The 16968-nt window shown below is 46.2% G+C and carries 14 protein-coding genes; 1 reads left to right on the forward strand and 13 read right to left on the reverse strand.

Annotation, left to right across the window (positions count from 1 at the left end):
* Positions 1-38 precede the first annotated feature (38 nt).
* Complete coding sequence (locus V6669_RS23560; RefSeq protein ID WP_338588323.1) at positions 39-1442, reverse strand: polysaccharide deacetylase family protein; 1404 nt, start codon at positions 1440-1442, stop codon at positions 39-41.
* Positions 1443-1616: 174 nt separating this feature from the next.
* Here V6669_RS23560 and V6669_RS23565 point away from each other — a divergent pair, with 174 nt between their 5' ends.
* The gene (locus V6669_RS23565) at positions 1617-2813 is read left to right on the forward strand and encodes an AI-2E family transporter (protein ID WP_338588324.1); all 1197 of its coding nucleotides are present in this window, start codon (positions 1617-1619) and stop codon (positions 2811-2813) included.
* Here the strand turns inward: V6669_RS23565 and V6669_RS23570 are convergent.
* From V6669_RS23570 to V6669_RS23625, 12 genes are all read right to left on the reverse strand, one after another.
* Complete coding sequence (locus V6669_RS23570) at positions 2792-4603, reverse strand: penicillin-binding protein 2 (RefSeq protein ID WP_338588325.1); 1812 nt, start codon at positions 4601-4603, stop codon at positions 2792-2794. The genes V6669_RS23565 and V6669_RS23570 overlap by 22 nt on opposite strands.
* 122 nt (positions 4604-4725) lie before the next feature.
* Positions 4726-7014, reverse strand: a complete 2289-nt coding sequence (locus V6669_RS23575; protein ID WP_338588326.1) for a methyl-accepting chemotaxis protein — start codon at positions 7012-7014, stop codon at positions 4726-4728.
* A 234-nt stretch (positions 7015-7248) separates the two neighbouring features.
* Positions 7249-8577: a U32 family peptidase gene (locus V6669_RS23580; RefSeq protein ID WP_338588327.1), complete on the reverse strand. Its 1329-nt coding sequence runs from the start codon at positions 8575-8577 to the stop codon at positions 7249-7251.
* A gap of 17 nt (positions 8578-8594) precedes the next feature.
* On the reverse strand, positions 8595-9524 hold the full coding sequence (locus V6669_RS23585) for a peptidase U32 family protein (protein WP_338588328.1): 930 nt from the start codon (positions 9522-9524) through the stop codon (positions 8595-8597).
* A gap of 14 nt (positions 9525-9538) precedes the next feature.
* Positions 9539-10579: an endolytic transglycosylase MltG gene (mltG, locus tag V6669_RS23590; RefSeq protein ID WP_338588329.1), complete on the reverse strand. Its 1041-nt coding sequence runs from the start codon at positions 10577-10579 to the stop codon at positions 9539-9541.
* A 76-nt stretch (positions 10580-10655) separates the two neighbouring features.
* Positions 10656-10970 (reverse strand): DUF1292 domain-containing protein, encoded by a 315-nt coding sequence (locus tag V6669_RS23595; protein ID WP_047844066.1) that lies wholly within the window; start codon positions 10968-10970, stop codon positions 10656-10658.
* A complete protein-coding gene (locus V6669_RS23600; RefSeq protein WP_017686820.1) occupies positions 10971-11270 on the reverse strand; it encodes a DUF1292 domain-containing protein in 300 nt (99 codons plus the stop codon).
* Between the two features lie 12 nt (positions 11271-11282).
* Positions 11283-11699 (reverse strand): Holliday junction resolvase RuvX, encoded by a 417-nt coding sequence (ruvX, locus tag V6669_RS23605; RefSeq protein ID WP_062835871.1) that lies wholly within the window; start codon positions 11697-11699, stop codon positions 11283-11285.
* Positions 11700-11824: 125 nt separating this feature from the next.
* On the reverse strand, positions 11825-12085 hold the full coding sequence (locus V6669_RS23610; RefSeq protein ID WP_036616950.1) for an IreB family regulatory phosphoprotein: 261 nt from the start codon (positions 12083-12085) through the stop codon (positions 11825-11827).
* Between the two features lie 242 nt (positions 12086-12327).
* Positions 12328-14958: an alanine--tRNA ligase gene (alaS, locus tag V6669_RS23615; protein WP_338588330.1), complete on the reverse strand. Its 2631-nt coding sequence runs from the start codon at positions 14956-14958 to the stop codon at positions 12328-12330.
* Between the two features lie 435 nt (positions 14959-15393).
* Positions 15394-16461, reverse strand: coding sequence for an AI-2E family transporter (locus tag V6669_RS23620; protein ID WP_091027676.1), 1068 nt, complete (start codon positions 16459-16461; stop codon positions 15394-15396).
* A gap of 292 nt (positions 16462-16753) precedes the next feature.
* Positions 16754-16963, reverse strand: coding sequence for a hypothetical protein (locus V6669_RS23625; RefSeq protein ID WP_017686815.1), 210 nt, complete (start codon positions 16961-16963; stop codon positions 16754-16756).
* Positions 16964-16968: the final 5 nt, after the last annotated feature.

Here is a 16968-nt window from a genome sequence, read left to right on the forward strand (position 1 = left end):
CAACCCTTTTCTTTTGTTTATTGGTATGATCAGTCCGTTTAGTTCCGCTCTGGTATTATCTCTTGTTCAATTAACAATGATTCATCTCTGGATTCTTCTATCGTTGCTGCCACCTGCGTCGTATGTTGACCGTAACGTTCCAACAGTACATCCAGCGGCATGGCAATCATCTTGGGTACCAATTGTTCTGTACGCTGTTTCAGACGTTTGGTTCCTGCTGGATGGATCACACTTAAGAGCAGTTTCAGGTATACTTTGGATGCAGCACTGAACGGTCCAGGGGGCAATTCTTGTATGGTAAATCCGAATTTTTCCGGACCTCTGTTAATCATACTCACACCGTATATAGCTTTGGCAGAGCGTAACTCTGGTTCGAGTGCCACCATACGTGCCAAATCCGGTAATTGTTGTTCCATCGTCCGAATCATGCGAATAGCCAAATGCATACTGGATCGCGAAGTCACCCCAAGTTCAAACAACTTCTGATTGTCAAAATGCAGTTCGATGACCGGATCTCCGTTTTGAATGACATGGCCATCACTCATTTCCATTCGTGCTCCGTGATATACACGGGATCGAAAGTGTAACATTGGATCTTCTGGCGAAGCCGTCCGCAGATGATATACCCAGTGGAACAACCTCTCCCAGCCCAGCCATAAGGCAACAACGATTCGCTTCCATAACTTCAATGATGGCTGTGGTTGATTCTTGTTCTGAGATTCGCTCACTGTAACACCTCCCATCAACGTATCAACGCGTACGCTTTGCAGGCCTAACCGTTCAGCTTCCTGCAAGACGACTTCCAGCGCCTGAAGCATCTGCTCCGGCGCGTGTGCATCTGCACCAAGGGTCGTCCCTCGATCATGCAGCAGCATGACCTCTCCACCTCTCAGTTCCTTCAGCATCCGTTCGGTCAATCTCTGGGCACCTATTCGGCTTCTCCAGTCTTCAAACATGGAAGACCACAGTACGATCTTACGTTCTTTCTTGCTGAAAAAATCAAACAGATTCATAATCCCCCACGGTGGACGATAATAACAAGTCTTCACGCCGGTTACTTCATGGATAATCTGACCTGTTCGCTGAATCTGATCACGAACGGTACGCGGCCGCATGAGCCAGTTCGTCTTGTGAATATAATTATGAATGCCAATAAGATGACCTTCGTCATGTATGCGCTGAATGAGTTCAGGATGACTCGCGGCATGTTCTCCAACGACAAAAAATGTTGCTTTTGCTTGATGCTGACGAAGCAGATCGAGCAGTCTCGGCGTATAATGTGGATCTGGCCCATCGTCAAACGTTAATGCAAATTGTGTATCACTTCTTCCCCGTCGAAATACACGAAAACCAAAAAGCCTGCTAATCAAACTTGGAATAAAGGCGTAAAAAGATGAAAGATACAATAACCACAGTAAAATACTATGAAGTATCGTTGTCATGATGCAAGCTCCCCACTTCTCATGCTGAATTACGGTGCACAATGGCACTATCTAAAATAAACCGCCTTTAATTTTATCATAGTTCATACTTTTCTTAAATCCTGTTTTCCCAAAAAGATAGCTATCGTGTACAATAAATACAATCTAATTATTGCCATCAAAGGAGCCATGTCCATGCTACCGCTTTACAAAAAATACGGGCGCACTGTCTTTGATATCGCGCTGCTCGTATTAACCGTGTATGTGATCATGTACGGTTTTAGTCAATTATACCAAGTGGCTGCACCGGTCTTTCTATCATTCATTGTGTATTGGATGATTGAACCGCTGGCCAAATTTTTACATCGCAAAGGATTGCCCAAGACACTTGGAGCCGCCATCTCCGTCTTGTTGTTTCTTGCATTAATTGTCGCTGCCTTTTTTGGTGCAGGTTTAATTATCATTTCACAAATTTCCAATCTTCAAGATAATTTCCCTGTATACATTGAAATGATACAGCGTGAATTCACCAATCTGGTGTTATTCATTCAGGACAAGTCAGACGCTCTTCCTGATGGAGTTATGGAAAAAGCGAATGATTATTTTGCAACACTGACCGGGTTCCTGTCCAAATGGGTAACTAGCGGAGCACAATTCGTCGTAGGTTTCCTCAGTTCATTCTCTTCGTTTATTACGAACTTCGGAATTGCGATTATTCTGGCATTTTTCCTCAGTATCGAGATTGAATCCTGGCGCAAGTTCGCCCGTGCGAAAACGCCCAAAACATTAAAGTTAGCTATTGAATTCATGCGTAATCACGTGTTCAAGACGATCCGCTCGTATCTGAAGGCACAGATGATCATGATGCTCATTACGTTTGTATTGATTTATGCAGGTTTGTTGATTTTGGGAACCTCTAACGCCTTTACCATTGCAGCAGTCTGTGCGGTTTTTGATCTGGTACCATTGCTTGGCGTTCCTGTTGTATTTATTCCATGGATCGTCTACTTATTCATTATTGGCAATAGTAGCTTGGCGATTGGCCTGATTGTGATTCTGGCAGTAACGATGCTGACACGGCAGTTGCTTGAACCGAAAATATCGGGTAACTCGATTGGTGTATCTTCGGCGTACTTGATGCTTTCGTTTATGCTGATCTCTCTTTCGATCTTTGGCCTGGCTGGTGTAGTGTTATCTCCAGTGCTTCTGATCCTTCTGAAAGAACTGTTACAACAAGGGTACCTGCAAAAGTGGATTCACCTGCCAAAAGATGAATTTGAGTCCTCTCCATTGGTCATGGACCCACCCGTTAATAAGGCCTCAGCCAATTCTGCCGAGTCTACTGTACAACGTCCCGTTCCTGCGAAGGATCATGAGGACTCCGCCAAATAGTCCATCACCTTCCTAAAGAGAGCCGTCGCCTGATGATGGCTGTCAGGAGAGACATTTTGGACAAGAACAGCTACAGCATATTTAGGTTGTTCTACCGGTCCATAACCAATGAACCATTGATTGTTTCGCTTCTCCCCATGTTTCTGTACCTGAGCTGTACCTGATTTCCCTGCAACATGCCACCGTGCACGCTGCAGGGATTTTCCTGTTCCCTCACGGACGACCTTATTCATCCAGGATAACAGTTTATGCGCTGTTGCGGGAGCAATCTGTCCTGATGCTGAAGGTGAATCATGCAAGGGCATCTCCAGCATGGTGCCACCATCCGCATATCGGATGCGCTTAACGAGACGCGGGGCAGTAACCTTTCCATCATGTAACAGTGTAACGATCAGATTGGCAGCTTGCAGCGGTGTGACCAAGACATCTCGCTGACCGATTGCTGTCTGTATTTTTGCACCTTCATCAGCAGAAGAAACAGCCTCTGTTCTCACACGCCCGTGATCCTCATGATCAAAGTGTCGTAACACGGGTATTCCTGCCATTTGCTTCCCCTCCCAGCCAATCGGACGCGCGAGTCCAAGACGATCAGCCGTGTTCTCCAGTTGTTCCATACTAAGCCTGCGCGCCGTTTCCGCGAATACGATGTTGCAAGACTCAGCGAACCCTTGCTCCAGGTTCAGGTCTCCATGCCCATGCTCCTTCCAGCAGGACAGCCCGTATCTTCCGTACTCACCACCGCAATGGAATTCTTCTCCGTTAGAAACCGCATGATACTCTAAAGCGGCAGCGGCAGTGACAATTTTGAAAATGGAACCCGGTACGGCTCCCTGTACTGCACGATTCCCCCATGCCGATTGCTTGGGGTCTACATGCTGTGGCTGATAGAAAGGGCGGGAAATCATGGCGCGAACATCTGCGTTAGCGGCATCTAACACAACCACGGCCCCTTCTTGTAATCCAGATTCTTGCGTCAACTGCTCCAACCCACGCTGTAACTCAGCATCGACTGTGGTTTCTACACGTAAAGGATAATGACTATTGGCCGGTGCAATGACGTGCGGCTGAATATCAGGGATAGTCTCTCCACCACCCGAGACCATACGTGATACAAGCGTAGGGCCAATTCCCCTCAACAGGGGTTCAAGTGTCCTCTCCAGTCCCGCTGCCCCTGATTTCATGGCAAATGGCTGTTTTACTTCATCCTGATGCCCAGTTAGAACTTTGGAGGACTCAGGCTGTTCAGCCAGATAACCCATCCACTGCATCCCTGTATGCCCCAGAAGATACCTTGTCATCATCGGATAGATGCCAGCTCCTTGCAGGTGCAAACTACGTAGGCGCTCCACCTGAGCAGCGTTCAAATGAACAGGCTGATCTGTACCTGCTGTCCAGAAATGAGGTGCGCTTTCCTGATTCCATTCCTTCTTCAATTGATCCAAATCGGTATGTAATATAGCTGCCAACTGTATTATCTCGGAGCCTTCTAATGCCCCTTGCTTGCGTAATTTCTCTAATGGACTTGCCTGTGGAAAAAGAACCAGTCCCCATTGCAGTTTACCAGTCAACGCCTCACCCTTGTAATCCGTAAATTGTCCCCGCCCTGAGTCAAGCATCACCCCGCGTTCACGCTGCAATACAGACATTTCCCGTACCGTTCGATGAAATCCAGGCATCGTCTGATTCACCTGAACGATCTGGATCCATCCCAATCGCAATATAAGCAATCCAAAGACAAGAGTTAGAAGAATACAAGTAATATAGATTCGCCGTTTCGCAAGGAGATGCATCCCAATCTCACCTTTTGTCGTTTTGACATATTATTGCTGATATGGCTTGGAATTATCCGGTAAACAAAAAGAAAACCTGTCCCATGTGCGGGACAGGTTCTCCTCATTTCAACCTTGGCTTGTTACACCGTAAAGCGTGACAAGGTTTCTTTCAGTTCAGTAGACACATTCTCAAGTTTGCCAGACAGATTTACCAGCTGGTTACTGATATTTTGCTGTTCACTGCTCAAGGAAGCTACTTCTTGGGACGTTGCAGAAGATTCTTCAGCTACAGCGCTGACATTGCTCATGGCTTCAGACAACGTACCTTGAGATTTGTTTAAATCTCCAATAGAACCTGTCACCATGCCCAGACGTTCCACAAATGCACCCATCTGTTCCTGTACGGAAGCAAAGATGACGTTGGTGTCTTTAACCGCATCCATCTGTTCCTTGAATAACGGATAAGCTGCCGACAAAGCATCCACGGTCTCATTCATTTCAGTCATGATTTTGTCTGTGATCTCTCCAACCATCTCGATGGATTGTCTGGATTGAGCCGCAAGCTGACGAACCTCATCAGCCACCACCATGAATCCGCGTCCGGCTGCACCGGCACGTGCTGCTTCAATGGTTGCATTCAGGGAAAGGATATTTGTCTGTTTCGTTATGTTTTGCAGCACTTCAAGCACTTTCAGAACAGAAGACGTACTCTCCTTCAGCGAATCAACCTTATTCACCAGTGCACCAATCATTTCTTCTGTCTTCTGCGTTTTGGTCATCAACTGATTCAGATGTTGCGTTCCTGTCTGACTGGACTTCTCTACATGACGAGCAGAATCACCCATCTGTTCATTCGCAGCGATTACACTCTGCATCTGACGAGAGATATTGTCAGTTAATTCATTGCCACGTTCCGCTTCGGTTGCCAAACTGCCTGCACCGCCTGCGATCTCTTCTGTAGCTACGGCAATCTCCGAAGCAGATACAGCCGTTTTCTTGGATGCACTGCTCAGCTCAGAGGCCGTATCCAATACTTCCTGCGCAGAACGATTGGTTTGTTCAACCAGCTTTGTGATCTGCTCCATCATCAGATTGAAGGCGGATGAGAGCTGACCGATTTCATCCTGGGAGCTATATGGTGTACGAACTTTAAGATTACCTTTCGCACCTTCCTGCATCAGGTCTTTCAATTTGCCGAGTGGACGAGCGATCATACGCACCATCCAGATCCCGATCAATACTGCAATCCCCGCATCAATCAGCGCCATCCACAGGGTCAGGGTCAGAATGCCTTTTGCATCCTGAACCAAAACAGAGGTAGGTATCATACCAACCAGTTTCCAATTGGATGTATCCATCGTACTGTATACAGCCAACATTTCCGTAGATTTGCCATCTACCGTATACTCCGTATTCGTGCTACCTGCTGGTTCGGTCAACTCTTTGACAAATGCAAGCTCTGTATCTTGTCCCGTACGATCCGAGATGGAGGATGCAACCACTTTATTATCGGGAGCAATCAGTTGAAGAACAGCTCCTGAACCCAGATCAAGCGATTTCAATTGTTCCTCCAGAACTTCCAGTTTCAGTTCAATAACCAGAACATACGACTGGGTCGTTCCCTGCAGGTTTTTCATTGAACGTGCGATTTTAAACGTAGGCGTTGAGCCATCTTCCTTGACCTCTGTTGGAAGCCAGCGATAACCGCCCGCCTCAATCAACTCACTATACCATGCTTCCTGGCGAATATTGCCCATGGATGAACTGTTGCTACCTGTACCCATAATGGACTTTGTATCGTCCGTAGGTACCAAATAAATCGCTTCCATAGATTTATTTGTAAATGCAACATTGGACAGTTGCTTGTTGATTGAACTTGAGTTTATGAATGTATCATACGCAGTCAAATTCGTATCTGACATTTTTTGAAGCAAGGACTGCATTTCCGGATCAAAGAAAATCTGTGTGGATGTATCCACAAACCGCTCCAAAATGATGTCCATTTTTTGTTTGGTCTGATCAATTGTCTCCTGATTGGCCCGAGATGCATTCTTCTCTATCGTACCCTTGGCTTTTGAATAGGATAATAGACCCAAACTCACTACAAAAATCATAATTCCCGCAAAAAAGATCAAGAACAGTTTAACCCCTACGGATTTAACCGGATTTGCCTTCTTAATCTGTTGGAAAGAAGACCCTCCAAGGTTTTTCCAATCCCGGTTTTTTAATTGTTTCTTCACCCAATCAGTCTTGATCCAGCCCAGCTTGAGCTTGCTGCGGTCAATCTTAAACATTTTTTTGCCACTGCCTGTTGTTTTGCTTTTGACTACTTTTTCTTTCTTCACTTTCTGAACCTTCTCAGGATTAACCTGCTCGGCTTTTGTCACTTGCTCCCCACTGTCGTTCTGCTTCTTTTGAACCAATCCCATTCACCTGCCAGTAATTTACTTGTTGGATTTTTCTTTCTCTCCCCTATAAATATGTAGTATTCGACAGCTTTCTTCGTTCCCCTTTCACTTTCCAGAAATATTTTACAACTTTATTCCTATTTTTCTATAAAAAAAAGACCCCCATCTGCCGATAAACGGAGGTCCCCAAGTAAATTTCATAACACTATTTTGTTAAATCATAATACAATATTGACACATTATAGGTATTTGAGCCTACTTCTTTTTTCTCATCATATCGAAGTAAGAAACAGGTTGATCTACCTTCATTTTAATCAGTTGCAACGGGTGACGAGCAGCATCTAGAACATTGCCTTCTTCATCCTGTATTTCACCGACGACCTGTTTGAAAAAGTGACCTCCCGGACCGAAAAATTCAATTTCCTGTCCTGGTTTGAAGTGATTGCGCTGTTGAATGGTTGCCATTCCTGTTTCAGCATCATACCCCATAACCAATCCAGCGAAGTCAAAAGGTACAGCCTTTTCTTCCGGTTCATAGATATGATCTTCATGGTCTGGTGTATCATAGAAAAATCCGGTATTCAGCGGGCGATTCGCCGCTTTGTTCATTTCTTCAACCCATTCAGGTTTCAGAACATAATTTTCCGGGTCTGCCATATAGGCATCAATTGCTTGACGGTATACGTTAACCACAGTTGCCACGTAGTGGATCGATTTCATACGTCCTTCGATCTTGAAACTGTCCACACCCACATCAATCAACTCGGGAATATGGCCAATCATGCACAGATCCTTAGATCCCATGGAGAATGAATTGTCCTGTTCTTGGAACAGAGGAAGCTGGTTCTCACCCAGTTTGAATGGCGCAGGTGCCTTCATCTGCACGTCCTCTTCGCTAACCCAAACCGTATCTTCTCTCGCATCCTCGAACAGATCATACTTCCAACGACAAGACTGGCAACAGCCACCCCGGTTGGAGTCCCGATCCGTAAAATGGTTAGAGAGCACACAACGTCCGGAATACGAGGAACACATCGCCCCGTGAATAAAGGCTTCAATTTCGATATCCACATTGGCCTTGATTTCTTCAATCTCTTCAAAGCTGGTCTCACGTCCGAGAACAACACGTGGAAGTCCTTCATCTTTCCAGAACTTCACGGCTTGCCAGTTAAGTGTGGATTGTTGAGTACTCAGATGTACCTCAAGGCCCGGCACAGCACGAAGGGCAACTTCAATAATAGCCGGATCAGCTACGATGATCGCAGAGATTCCCGCATTATAGAGGTTTTGCAGGTATGTTTCGATACCCTCAACATCCTCATTATGTGCATAGATGTTTGTCGCTACGAACACTTTGGCTCCATACTTTTTGGCAAACTCCACACCTTCACGCATCTCTTCAAAGCTGAAGTTATCCGCGTTGGAACGTAGTCCATAGGCCTGTCCACCGATATATACGGCATCTGCACCGTAATGGATTGCAAATTTCAGCTTTTCCAGATTACCCGCCGGAGCTAGCAGCTCCGGTTTGTCCAGACGGTTACGTTTACCCGAGAACTTCCGCTGTACCGCCACTGTTTCCATTCTGTTCACCTCGTCTATTAATACACTTGTTCTTTATAGAAAAATCCAAACGACAATTCACGTTCAGGGTCCTGTAACTTCCGCACCTCATCTAGCCACTCTTCAGAGAACGCATATGCATCAGCATCGGCTACATAACTGTCAATCGCTGTCCGATATGCACGTACAACAGCTTCATTGTAGGTAAGCGATTTTAACATACCCTCAATTTTGAAACTGTGCACACCCGCCTCCATCAACAGATGAAGATCTTCGAGGATACATATATCCTCTGAGCTCATAATGTGTGTACCGTTAATATCCTCGTAGATCGGGAATTTCTCATCCCGACGTTCAGCCTCGATCAGGAACAATCCCCGCTCTTTGCCCAGATGACCCTCAACCGGCCGCCCTTGATGAGCCATATAACTTTGCACCAGACTGCGCTTGGAATGATAAATATTCGTCATGCCATGCACCTGAACCTGAGCTTCCACCTTCAGAAAAGGAACCATTTCCGTCAACTCGTCCATATTCAGCTCTCGGGCAAGTACAACGCGACTCGCTCCCTTGGTTCCCCAATAGTTGGCCGTCGCATAGTTCGTTGAAGTCATCTCCGCATTCCAGTGCAGCTTCACATGTGGTGCGTATTCCTTCATGGTAGCCAGCACGGATGGATCATTAAACTCCACACCATCAATACCGATTCTGCCAAGTGCTTGAACATATTCAGGCAATACTTTTAACAGTTCGTTGGACATCAGATTAGTCATGGATACATACACACGCGCCTGATGTTTGGCTGCAATGGCAACCACCTCTGCTGTCTCTTCCACGCTAAAGCTGCCTGGAAGACGCATGCCGAATCGATCATCTCCGATAACCAGAGCATCTGCTCCAGCCTGGAGCAGCACTTCTGCCTCTTTCACATTCGCTGCTGTAACGAGCAGTTCATGTTTCTTACTCATATAATCCCCTCCGCTTATTGCGCAGCCTTACTTTTGGCTATATTTTGCTGGTGTTCCTTATACGTTTTGGCAAATAGATGTCCGGATGACCCGTCCTTTTTCGTCACATAGAACAGATACTCCGAAGCTTCCGGATTTAGCGCTGCTTCAATGGACGGAAGACTTGGACTGGCAATTGGACCTGGTGGCAAGCCTTTATTCAGATACGTATTATAAGGACTTTTCACCTTAAGATCTTTGTAAAACAATCGTTCCTTTGGCCTATCGAGCAGATATTGCACGGTAGCATCAATCTCCAGCTTCATATCCTGATTGATCCGATTGTAGATTACACCTGCAACCAGAGCACGTTCCTCGTCCACTACAACTTCTTTCTCCACGAGTGACGCAATCGTCAGCAGTTCATGCAGGGAAAGGTTCTTTTCCTGAAGCTTGGCTTCCAAATCAGGTATGGAATTGATCTTGGTCTGGAATTCTTCCAGCATCCGCTGCATCACATCATGCGTGGAACTTCCCTTTTTCAGTTCATACGTCTCCGGGAACAGATACCCTTCCAATACGTAGCGAAGTTCTTCATCCACTGGAATATCTTTGATAATATCTACATCGAAGGCCGAAGGATCATTGGCCAGCTTGATGAATTCATCCCGATCTACAACATGCTCATAAGAAAGCTTACCCGCCATTTGCAAAACATTATAACCCTCCGGAATCGTAAATTTCACCATTTCCTCAGGTACAACTTCACCACTACTCAGCTTGCTAACAATCTCATCATATGTCACGCCAGGATTCATAGAATATGTACCCGCCATGAAATTAGAACCTAGTTTTTTCCACTTTAAATACCCTTTGAAGGTTAACCCGCTTCTAATGAGGCCTTCTTCTTGAAGCTGATCCGCGATTTTCGAAGTTCCCGATCCGCTCTTAATCTCGAATACGACCGGTTCTGTAGAAGCTTCCACGGGACGCATCATACTCCATACGTAACCGCCTGCACCACCGGCAAGAACTACAATGATAAGCAGTATGACTAAAATTACTTTCCCTTTCAAAAAAGAAACAACTCCTTTACACAACCAAAAAGAGCGGACTTCTCCGCCCTCCCGGTTTCTTCAATTTGAAGCTGACTTAATCTTCGTCAATGGGGAGTGTACACTCATCATACAGCTCCGAGATGTTCTCCCACTCATCATCATCGTCGATCGTAACTAACTCTGGCATGATCTGGTCTTCACTTCCAGGTGATACCCGCAGAAGTTCAACCTCGTCATAAGGTCGCAACGAACTGCGGAGCACCGCGTACTGCTGACCGTTCACTTCGAACTCAGCCAACAAGTCATACGGTTGTGATTTACCGTTCTCTTCCTCGAGCTCAACATGAGCACCGAATGCCAGACGCAGTGAATCTGTCCATTTCAGGTCTTTGCGGCTATATTCCGTCATTTAGTTCGCTTCCTCTTCATCTTCAGCAAGAAATGTATTAAACGTCTCCTCGACGATATCCCATTCGGCATCATCTTGGATGACGAAAAGTTTAATATCGTCGCCCTCTTCTTCATAACGGAATGCATATACATCCGTTTCGCCATCTTCAGGTTCAACCGGAGCAACCATCATGTACTTGGCCTCCGAACCATCTACTTCAAACTTCATGATGACTTCAAATTCCTCTTCATTACCCTCGTCATCCGCAATGTAAATAATTTCCGCTTCTTCTTCCATACCCAGTTGATCTTCAGCCATTGTTGATCCCCCTCACCTTCTACTATTGGCATCCAAATAATTTTGCAAAATCAAGCTTGCGGCCATTTTGTCCACAACCTGCTTGCGTTTTTTCCGACTGACATCCGCTTCGATCAGCGTACGTTCTGCTGCCATGGTTGTCAGCCGTTCATCCCAAAGGTGAACAGGTAAATTCAGTTCATCCCGCAGGCGTTCGGCAAAAGCAATGCATATCTCACCGCGCGGTCCTACGGTGCCGTTCATGTTTTTGGGAAGTCCGACTACGATCTCACTAATCTCATGCTCACGCACAAGTTCGGCAATCCGAGCGAACTCGCCTTCATCACGGCGGCGTTCTAGCACTTCCAATCCCTGGGCAGTCCAACCGAAGGCGTCACTCGCGGCAACTCCGATTCTTCGGTCCCCATAGTCCAAACCTAATATTTTCATCCATGCTCTCCCATCCTGGGGCCTGCTCAGGTCGATTCAACATCGCCTTCTCAAGCTTCAGGCTGTCTTCTGTCGGTTCATTTCCCGCTGCCTGCATGGCTGCAACACAGCGGAAGCGGCGTACATTACCGGTGATTGGCCAGATAGGAACGTACAAGCTCTTCAATCAGCTCATCGCGCTCCTTTTTACGGACCAGACTACGTGCGTTGTTGTGACGAGGAATGTATGCCGGGTCTCCGGAAATCAGATACCCAACAATCTGGTTGATCGGATTATACTCCTTATCGACCAATGCATCATATACCGTGAGAAGAATCTCTTTGGATGATGCTTCCTGTTCGTCACCTTTCACATTAAATTTAACCGTCTTATCCATGGAGTCCATTGATGACACCTCGCTCCTGCATGAACATGGGGACCATGTCCTGCCGAATTGATTTCTGTTTATATAATAACATATTCTGACTGCCACAAGTAAACAAAGGATAAGGCAATTGTGTTTTTTGCTTGTCCTTTACTGGCTTCAGCATATTGCATCATTCGATTCCACACGCTCTCGGGTACAAAAAATAAACGAACAGAACCATTTCGATTTATTTTTTGACGATTGAAAGCCACTCAATGGATTTATGCATTATGCCCGCTAACCAGAGAAACCGCCAGTTTCAGCGCTTCATCCAGCTTGGTAGCATCCTTGCCTCCGGCTTGCGCCATATCTGGACGTCCACCGCCACCGCCGCCGCATACTGCTGCGACTTCTTTGACGATTTTACCAGCGTGCAATCCTTGTTTTACTTGTTCAGCAGGTACAGCTACAACAAAATTCACTTTGCCGTCCGCTGGAGCACCCAATACGAGTACGGCGTTAGGCAATTTTACTTTCAACTCATCTGCCACTGTACGCAGTGCATCCATGTTCGGAGCATCTACGCGTGCTGCCAGCAATTGTGTATTTCCTGCTTGTACCACTTGATCGGTCAATTGACCCGCTTCCATGGCACTCAGCTTGCTTTGCAGGGATTCAGTCTCTCTGGCTGCTTCTTTCAGTTGCAGGTTCAGACCTTCAATCCGTTTAGGTACATCAGCCACATTTGCTTTGAGCAGTGCTGCTGATTGCTTGAGCAGTTCCAACTGGCTTTCCACATACAGATATGCGCCACGGCCAGTTACAGCTTCGATCCGACGAACGCCGGAGCCGATTCCGCTCTCGCTCACCAGTTTGAAGATTCCAATCTCTGAAGTATTATTTACGTGACAGCCGCCACAAAGTTCCAAACTGTAGTCTCCAACTTGAACGACACGTACAATATCTCCATATTTTTCGCCAAACAGGGCCATCGCACCCATTTCTTTAGCTTCATCAATAGCTTTCAGCTCAATGTTCACGTTCAGACGATTCCAGATCTGCTCATTCACCTGACGTTCAATCTCTGTCAACTCTTCTGGTGTGATACTACCGAAGTGAGAGAAGTCAAACCGCAGACGCTGTGGCTCTACGAGCGATCCGGCCTGGTTTACGTGTGTGCCGAGCACATCTTTGAGTGCCTTGTGCAGCAAGTGAGTTGCTGTATGGTTTTTGATAATGTCGCCACGTTTCGCTGAATCCACTTCGGCGTTGATCACATCACCTACACGCAGTTCACCAGACTCCACAGTCACCAGATGTACATGTTGTCCGAGTGGAGCTTTGAACAAACCTTGTACTTTTGCTGTTACACTAGCACCTCGCAGCAAGCCCTGATCACTCACTTGACCGCCACTTTCCGCGTAGAACGGAGTCTTGTCCAGAACAACCTGACACGTTTGTCCTTCGCCTACAGATTCAACAAGGGCATCACCAGCTACGATGGCTACCACTTTTGCTTCCGTCAACAGGTCAGTATAACCAACAAACTCGCTTTTAACCTCCAGATCAGCAAGTGGTCCGCCTTGAACTTTCATGCTCTCGTTCTCTTGGCGCCCAGCACGTCCAAGCTCACGTTGTTTCTGCATGGAAGCATCAAAACCTTCACGGTCCACAGTCAGACCATGCTCTGCAGCATAATCTTCTGTCAGGTCAAACGGGAAACCGTACGTATCATACAGCTTGAAAGCTTCAGGTCCGCTAATAACCGTGCGTCCTTCGGATTTGGCTGTGCCGCTGATATCAGCCAGAATAGCCAGACCATCTGTGAGTGTTTCGTGGAAACGCTCTTCCTCGGTTTTGATTACTTTGGCGATGAACTCCTGTTTGTCTACTACCTCAGGGTAGTACATGCCCATCACTTCACCAACGGTTGTTGTCAATTCATACAGGAATGGACGGTCGAGTCCAAGCACTTTTCCATAACGAACTGCACGGCGAAGCAAGCGACGGATGACATATCCACGTCCTTCATTACTTGGCAGAACGCCATCACCTACTGCAAAGGCAACCGTACGGATATGATCGGCAATGACTTTTAATGCAACATCGATCTCCACGCTGTCGTTATATTTCACACCCGCAAGAGCGGCTGTTCTTTGAATCATCGGTTGGAACAGGTCTGTGTCGAAGTTGGAATCCACATTTTGCAGAATGGAAGCAAAACGCTCCAAACCTGCACCTGTATCAATATTTTTGTTAGGAAGCGGTGTGTAGCTACCATCTTTGTTATGGTTGAACTGGGAGAATACCAGGTTCCATACTTCCAGGTAACGTTCGTTTTCCCCACCTGGATACATTTCAGGATCACTCATGTCGTTTCCGTAAGCTTCGCCGCGGTCATAGAAGATCTCGGTACAAGGTCCACATGGGCCTTCGCCGATATCCCAGAAGTTTTCATCCAATTTGATGATACGTTCAGCAGGCAGTCCTACTTTTTCGTTCCACAGTTTGAATGCTTCTTCATCTTCCGGATATACCGTTACAGAAAGACGTTCCGGATCGAATCCGATCCACTCTTTGCTGGTCAAGAATTCCCAAGCCCATGTTACGGTCTCTTCCTTGAAATAATCTCCAATGGAGAAGTTGCCAAGCATTTCGAAGAACGTATGGTGACGACGCGTTTTACCAACATTCTCGATATCATTGGTACGGATACATTTTTGGGAGTTCGCTAGACGCGGGTTCTCTGGCTTCTCACGTCCGTCAAAATATGGTTTGAGCGGTGCCATACCTGCATTGATCCACAGAAGGGAAGGATCGTTGTGAGGCACGAGCGATGCGCTCGGCTCGATTTTGTGACCTTTACTTGCAAAAAACTCTATCCATTTGGACCGGATTTCACTGGCTTTCATACTGGATGCCCCCATTAAATTATAATAGTCCGTTGCGTATTCGCTCCGGTTGGTCAACATTGTTTTTGTAAAAATAAACACAAAAAACGCCCCTGAATAATCAGGGACGATGTTATCGCGGTACCACCCTGGTTATTGCTGTTCATCCCTTGCTGCCCGGACAAACAAACAATCTCCTCGTTCATGCGAAATAACGGTCGCTCCCGGCAGGGTTGTCCTGCACTCCGAAATTAGCTTTCCGCCGCTTCATCTTTCAAGACTCTTCCAGCCATCAGCTCAGGCTCACCCTGATCTGAAGAAGTCTTTTCTCTGAGGAAAGGAACCCTCGGCGTACTTTATTTCATCATCGATTTCATGTTCTAAACATACACACTCATTATATCGGTAGCACAAGCGGGTGTCAACGCGGGCCAGTTGATGTTTTGAGTCTACTATTTAGTCGGTCCTTCGTTTGATGTAATAGGCGAAAAAGTGTTGCACAATTACCTTCAGTACGGCAAAAACAGGTACTGCCAGAATTAAACCTACAATGCCTGCCAGTTCACCTCCAACGAGCAGTGCAAATATAATCGACAGTGGGTGCAGATGCAACGTACGTCCCACCACCTGAGGAGAAATAACGTTGCTCTCCAGCACCTGGCACAGTGTGTTCACAATGACAACCAGCAGCACCATTTTAAACGATACGGTTGATGCCATGACCACAGCAGGAGCAGCTCCAAGGAACGGTCCCAAGTAGGGCACAATGTTAAACACAGCTACAATGCTTGCAAGTAGCAGGGCATACGGCATATCTATGATGATATAACCAATGTAGGCAAAGATACCAACAATGACACAGACAATAAACTGTCCTCGAATGTAGTTCCCCAGTGCGGTATCGATCTCTTTCATCACCGAGACAATCGCTTTACGACGTGAACGTGGAAGATATGCCACAATGGTACGCTCGAATACCTCAAAGTCTTTTAACATATAAAAGATCAGAAATGGCACGATAAACACATTGAATAACACATTAATGGTCGCCCCAATATTGTCCATGAGCACGGTAATTCCCTGAGTTAGTCGATCCTCCATCTGAAAAAACCAACTGTTCATGCCTGTTCGCACACTTGGCGGCATTAATTTGTGATCCATATTGTTCATCAGGCTCTGGGCACGCATGGATAGCTCCGGCATATGCTCGTTGAGTTCCCCCAGCTGTTCAATCAATACCGGAATGACATTCATCAGAATGACACCGAGGCAGGTCAGGAAAAAGGCATATATGAGCAGTACCGCAATCGTACGCGGCACCTTGCGCCCTCCCAGCATGCTGACAATCGGATTAAGTACATAGGATATGATAAGGGCTACGATAAAGGGTGCCAGCACTGTTTTCAGGAACGCATATATGTGAAGCAGTAAAGGCCGTAGCAGCCAGATAAAATATAGAATAATCAATCCGAGCAGCAGCCAGATCGCGTAACGGAACAGCTTGTTTTTGGTTAATTGCTCCACTTGTATCTCTCCTTTTGGACTGGCTCTGAGAGTCAGTATATGTAGGAAAGGTAATATTTATTAACACAGCGCAGAAGTGGAAGGAGCAATCCGAACTTTTTTTCTTAAACCAAAAAACGCCTCCTTCATCAGAGAAGGAAGCGCATTTTGCAGTATAGGATAGCATATAATCATACATACACCAACCGAACCACTATGTAACCGCATCTATATACATCTGCCAACAATTAACGACAGCCTCTCATGACAGACATTGTCATGAAACCGCATATAGAGGAAGTTATTCTGCTTATTAAGAAGAAGCGTGAAGATGAGGGAAGTCTTGTGGCAGCTCGTCCCCAAAAAACAGATCATCCAGGGAACTCAGCGTACCGTCTTCTTCCACCTGATACACAGACATTTTCTCACCGTTCACCGTTAATTCAATAAAGCATCCCCAGCAATAAAACTGGTGGGAACCAATTTTCCCGATATCTTTGGAACTACAGTTTGGACATTTCATATTCA

Source organism: Paenibacillus sp. Y5S-9, assembly GCF_036894235.1.
Taxonomy (GTDB): Bacteria; Bacillota; Bacilli; order Paenibacillales; family Paenibacillaceae; genus Paenibacillus.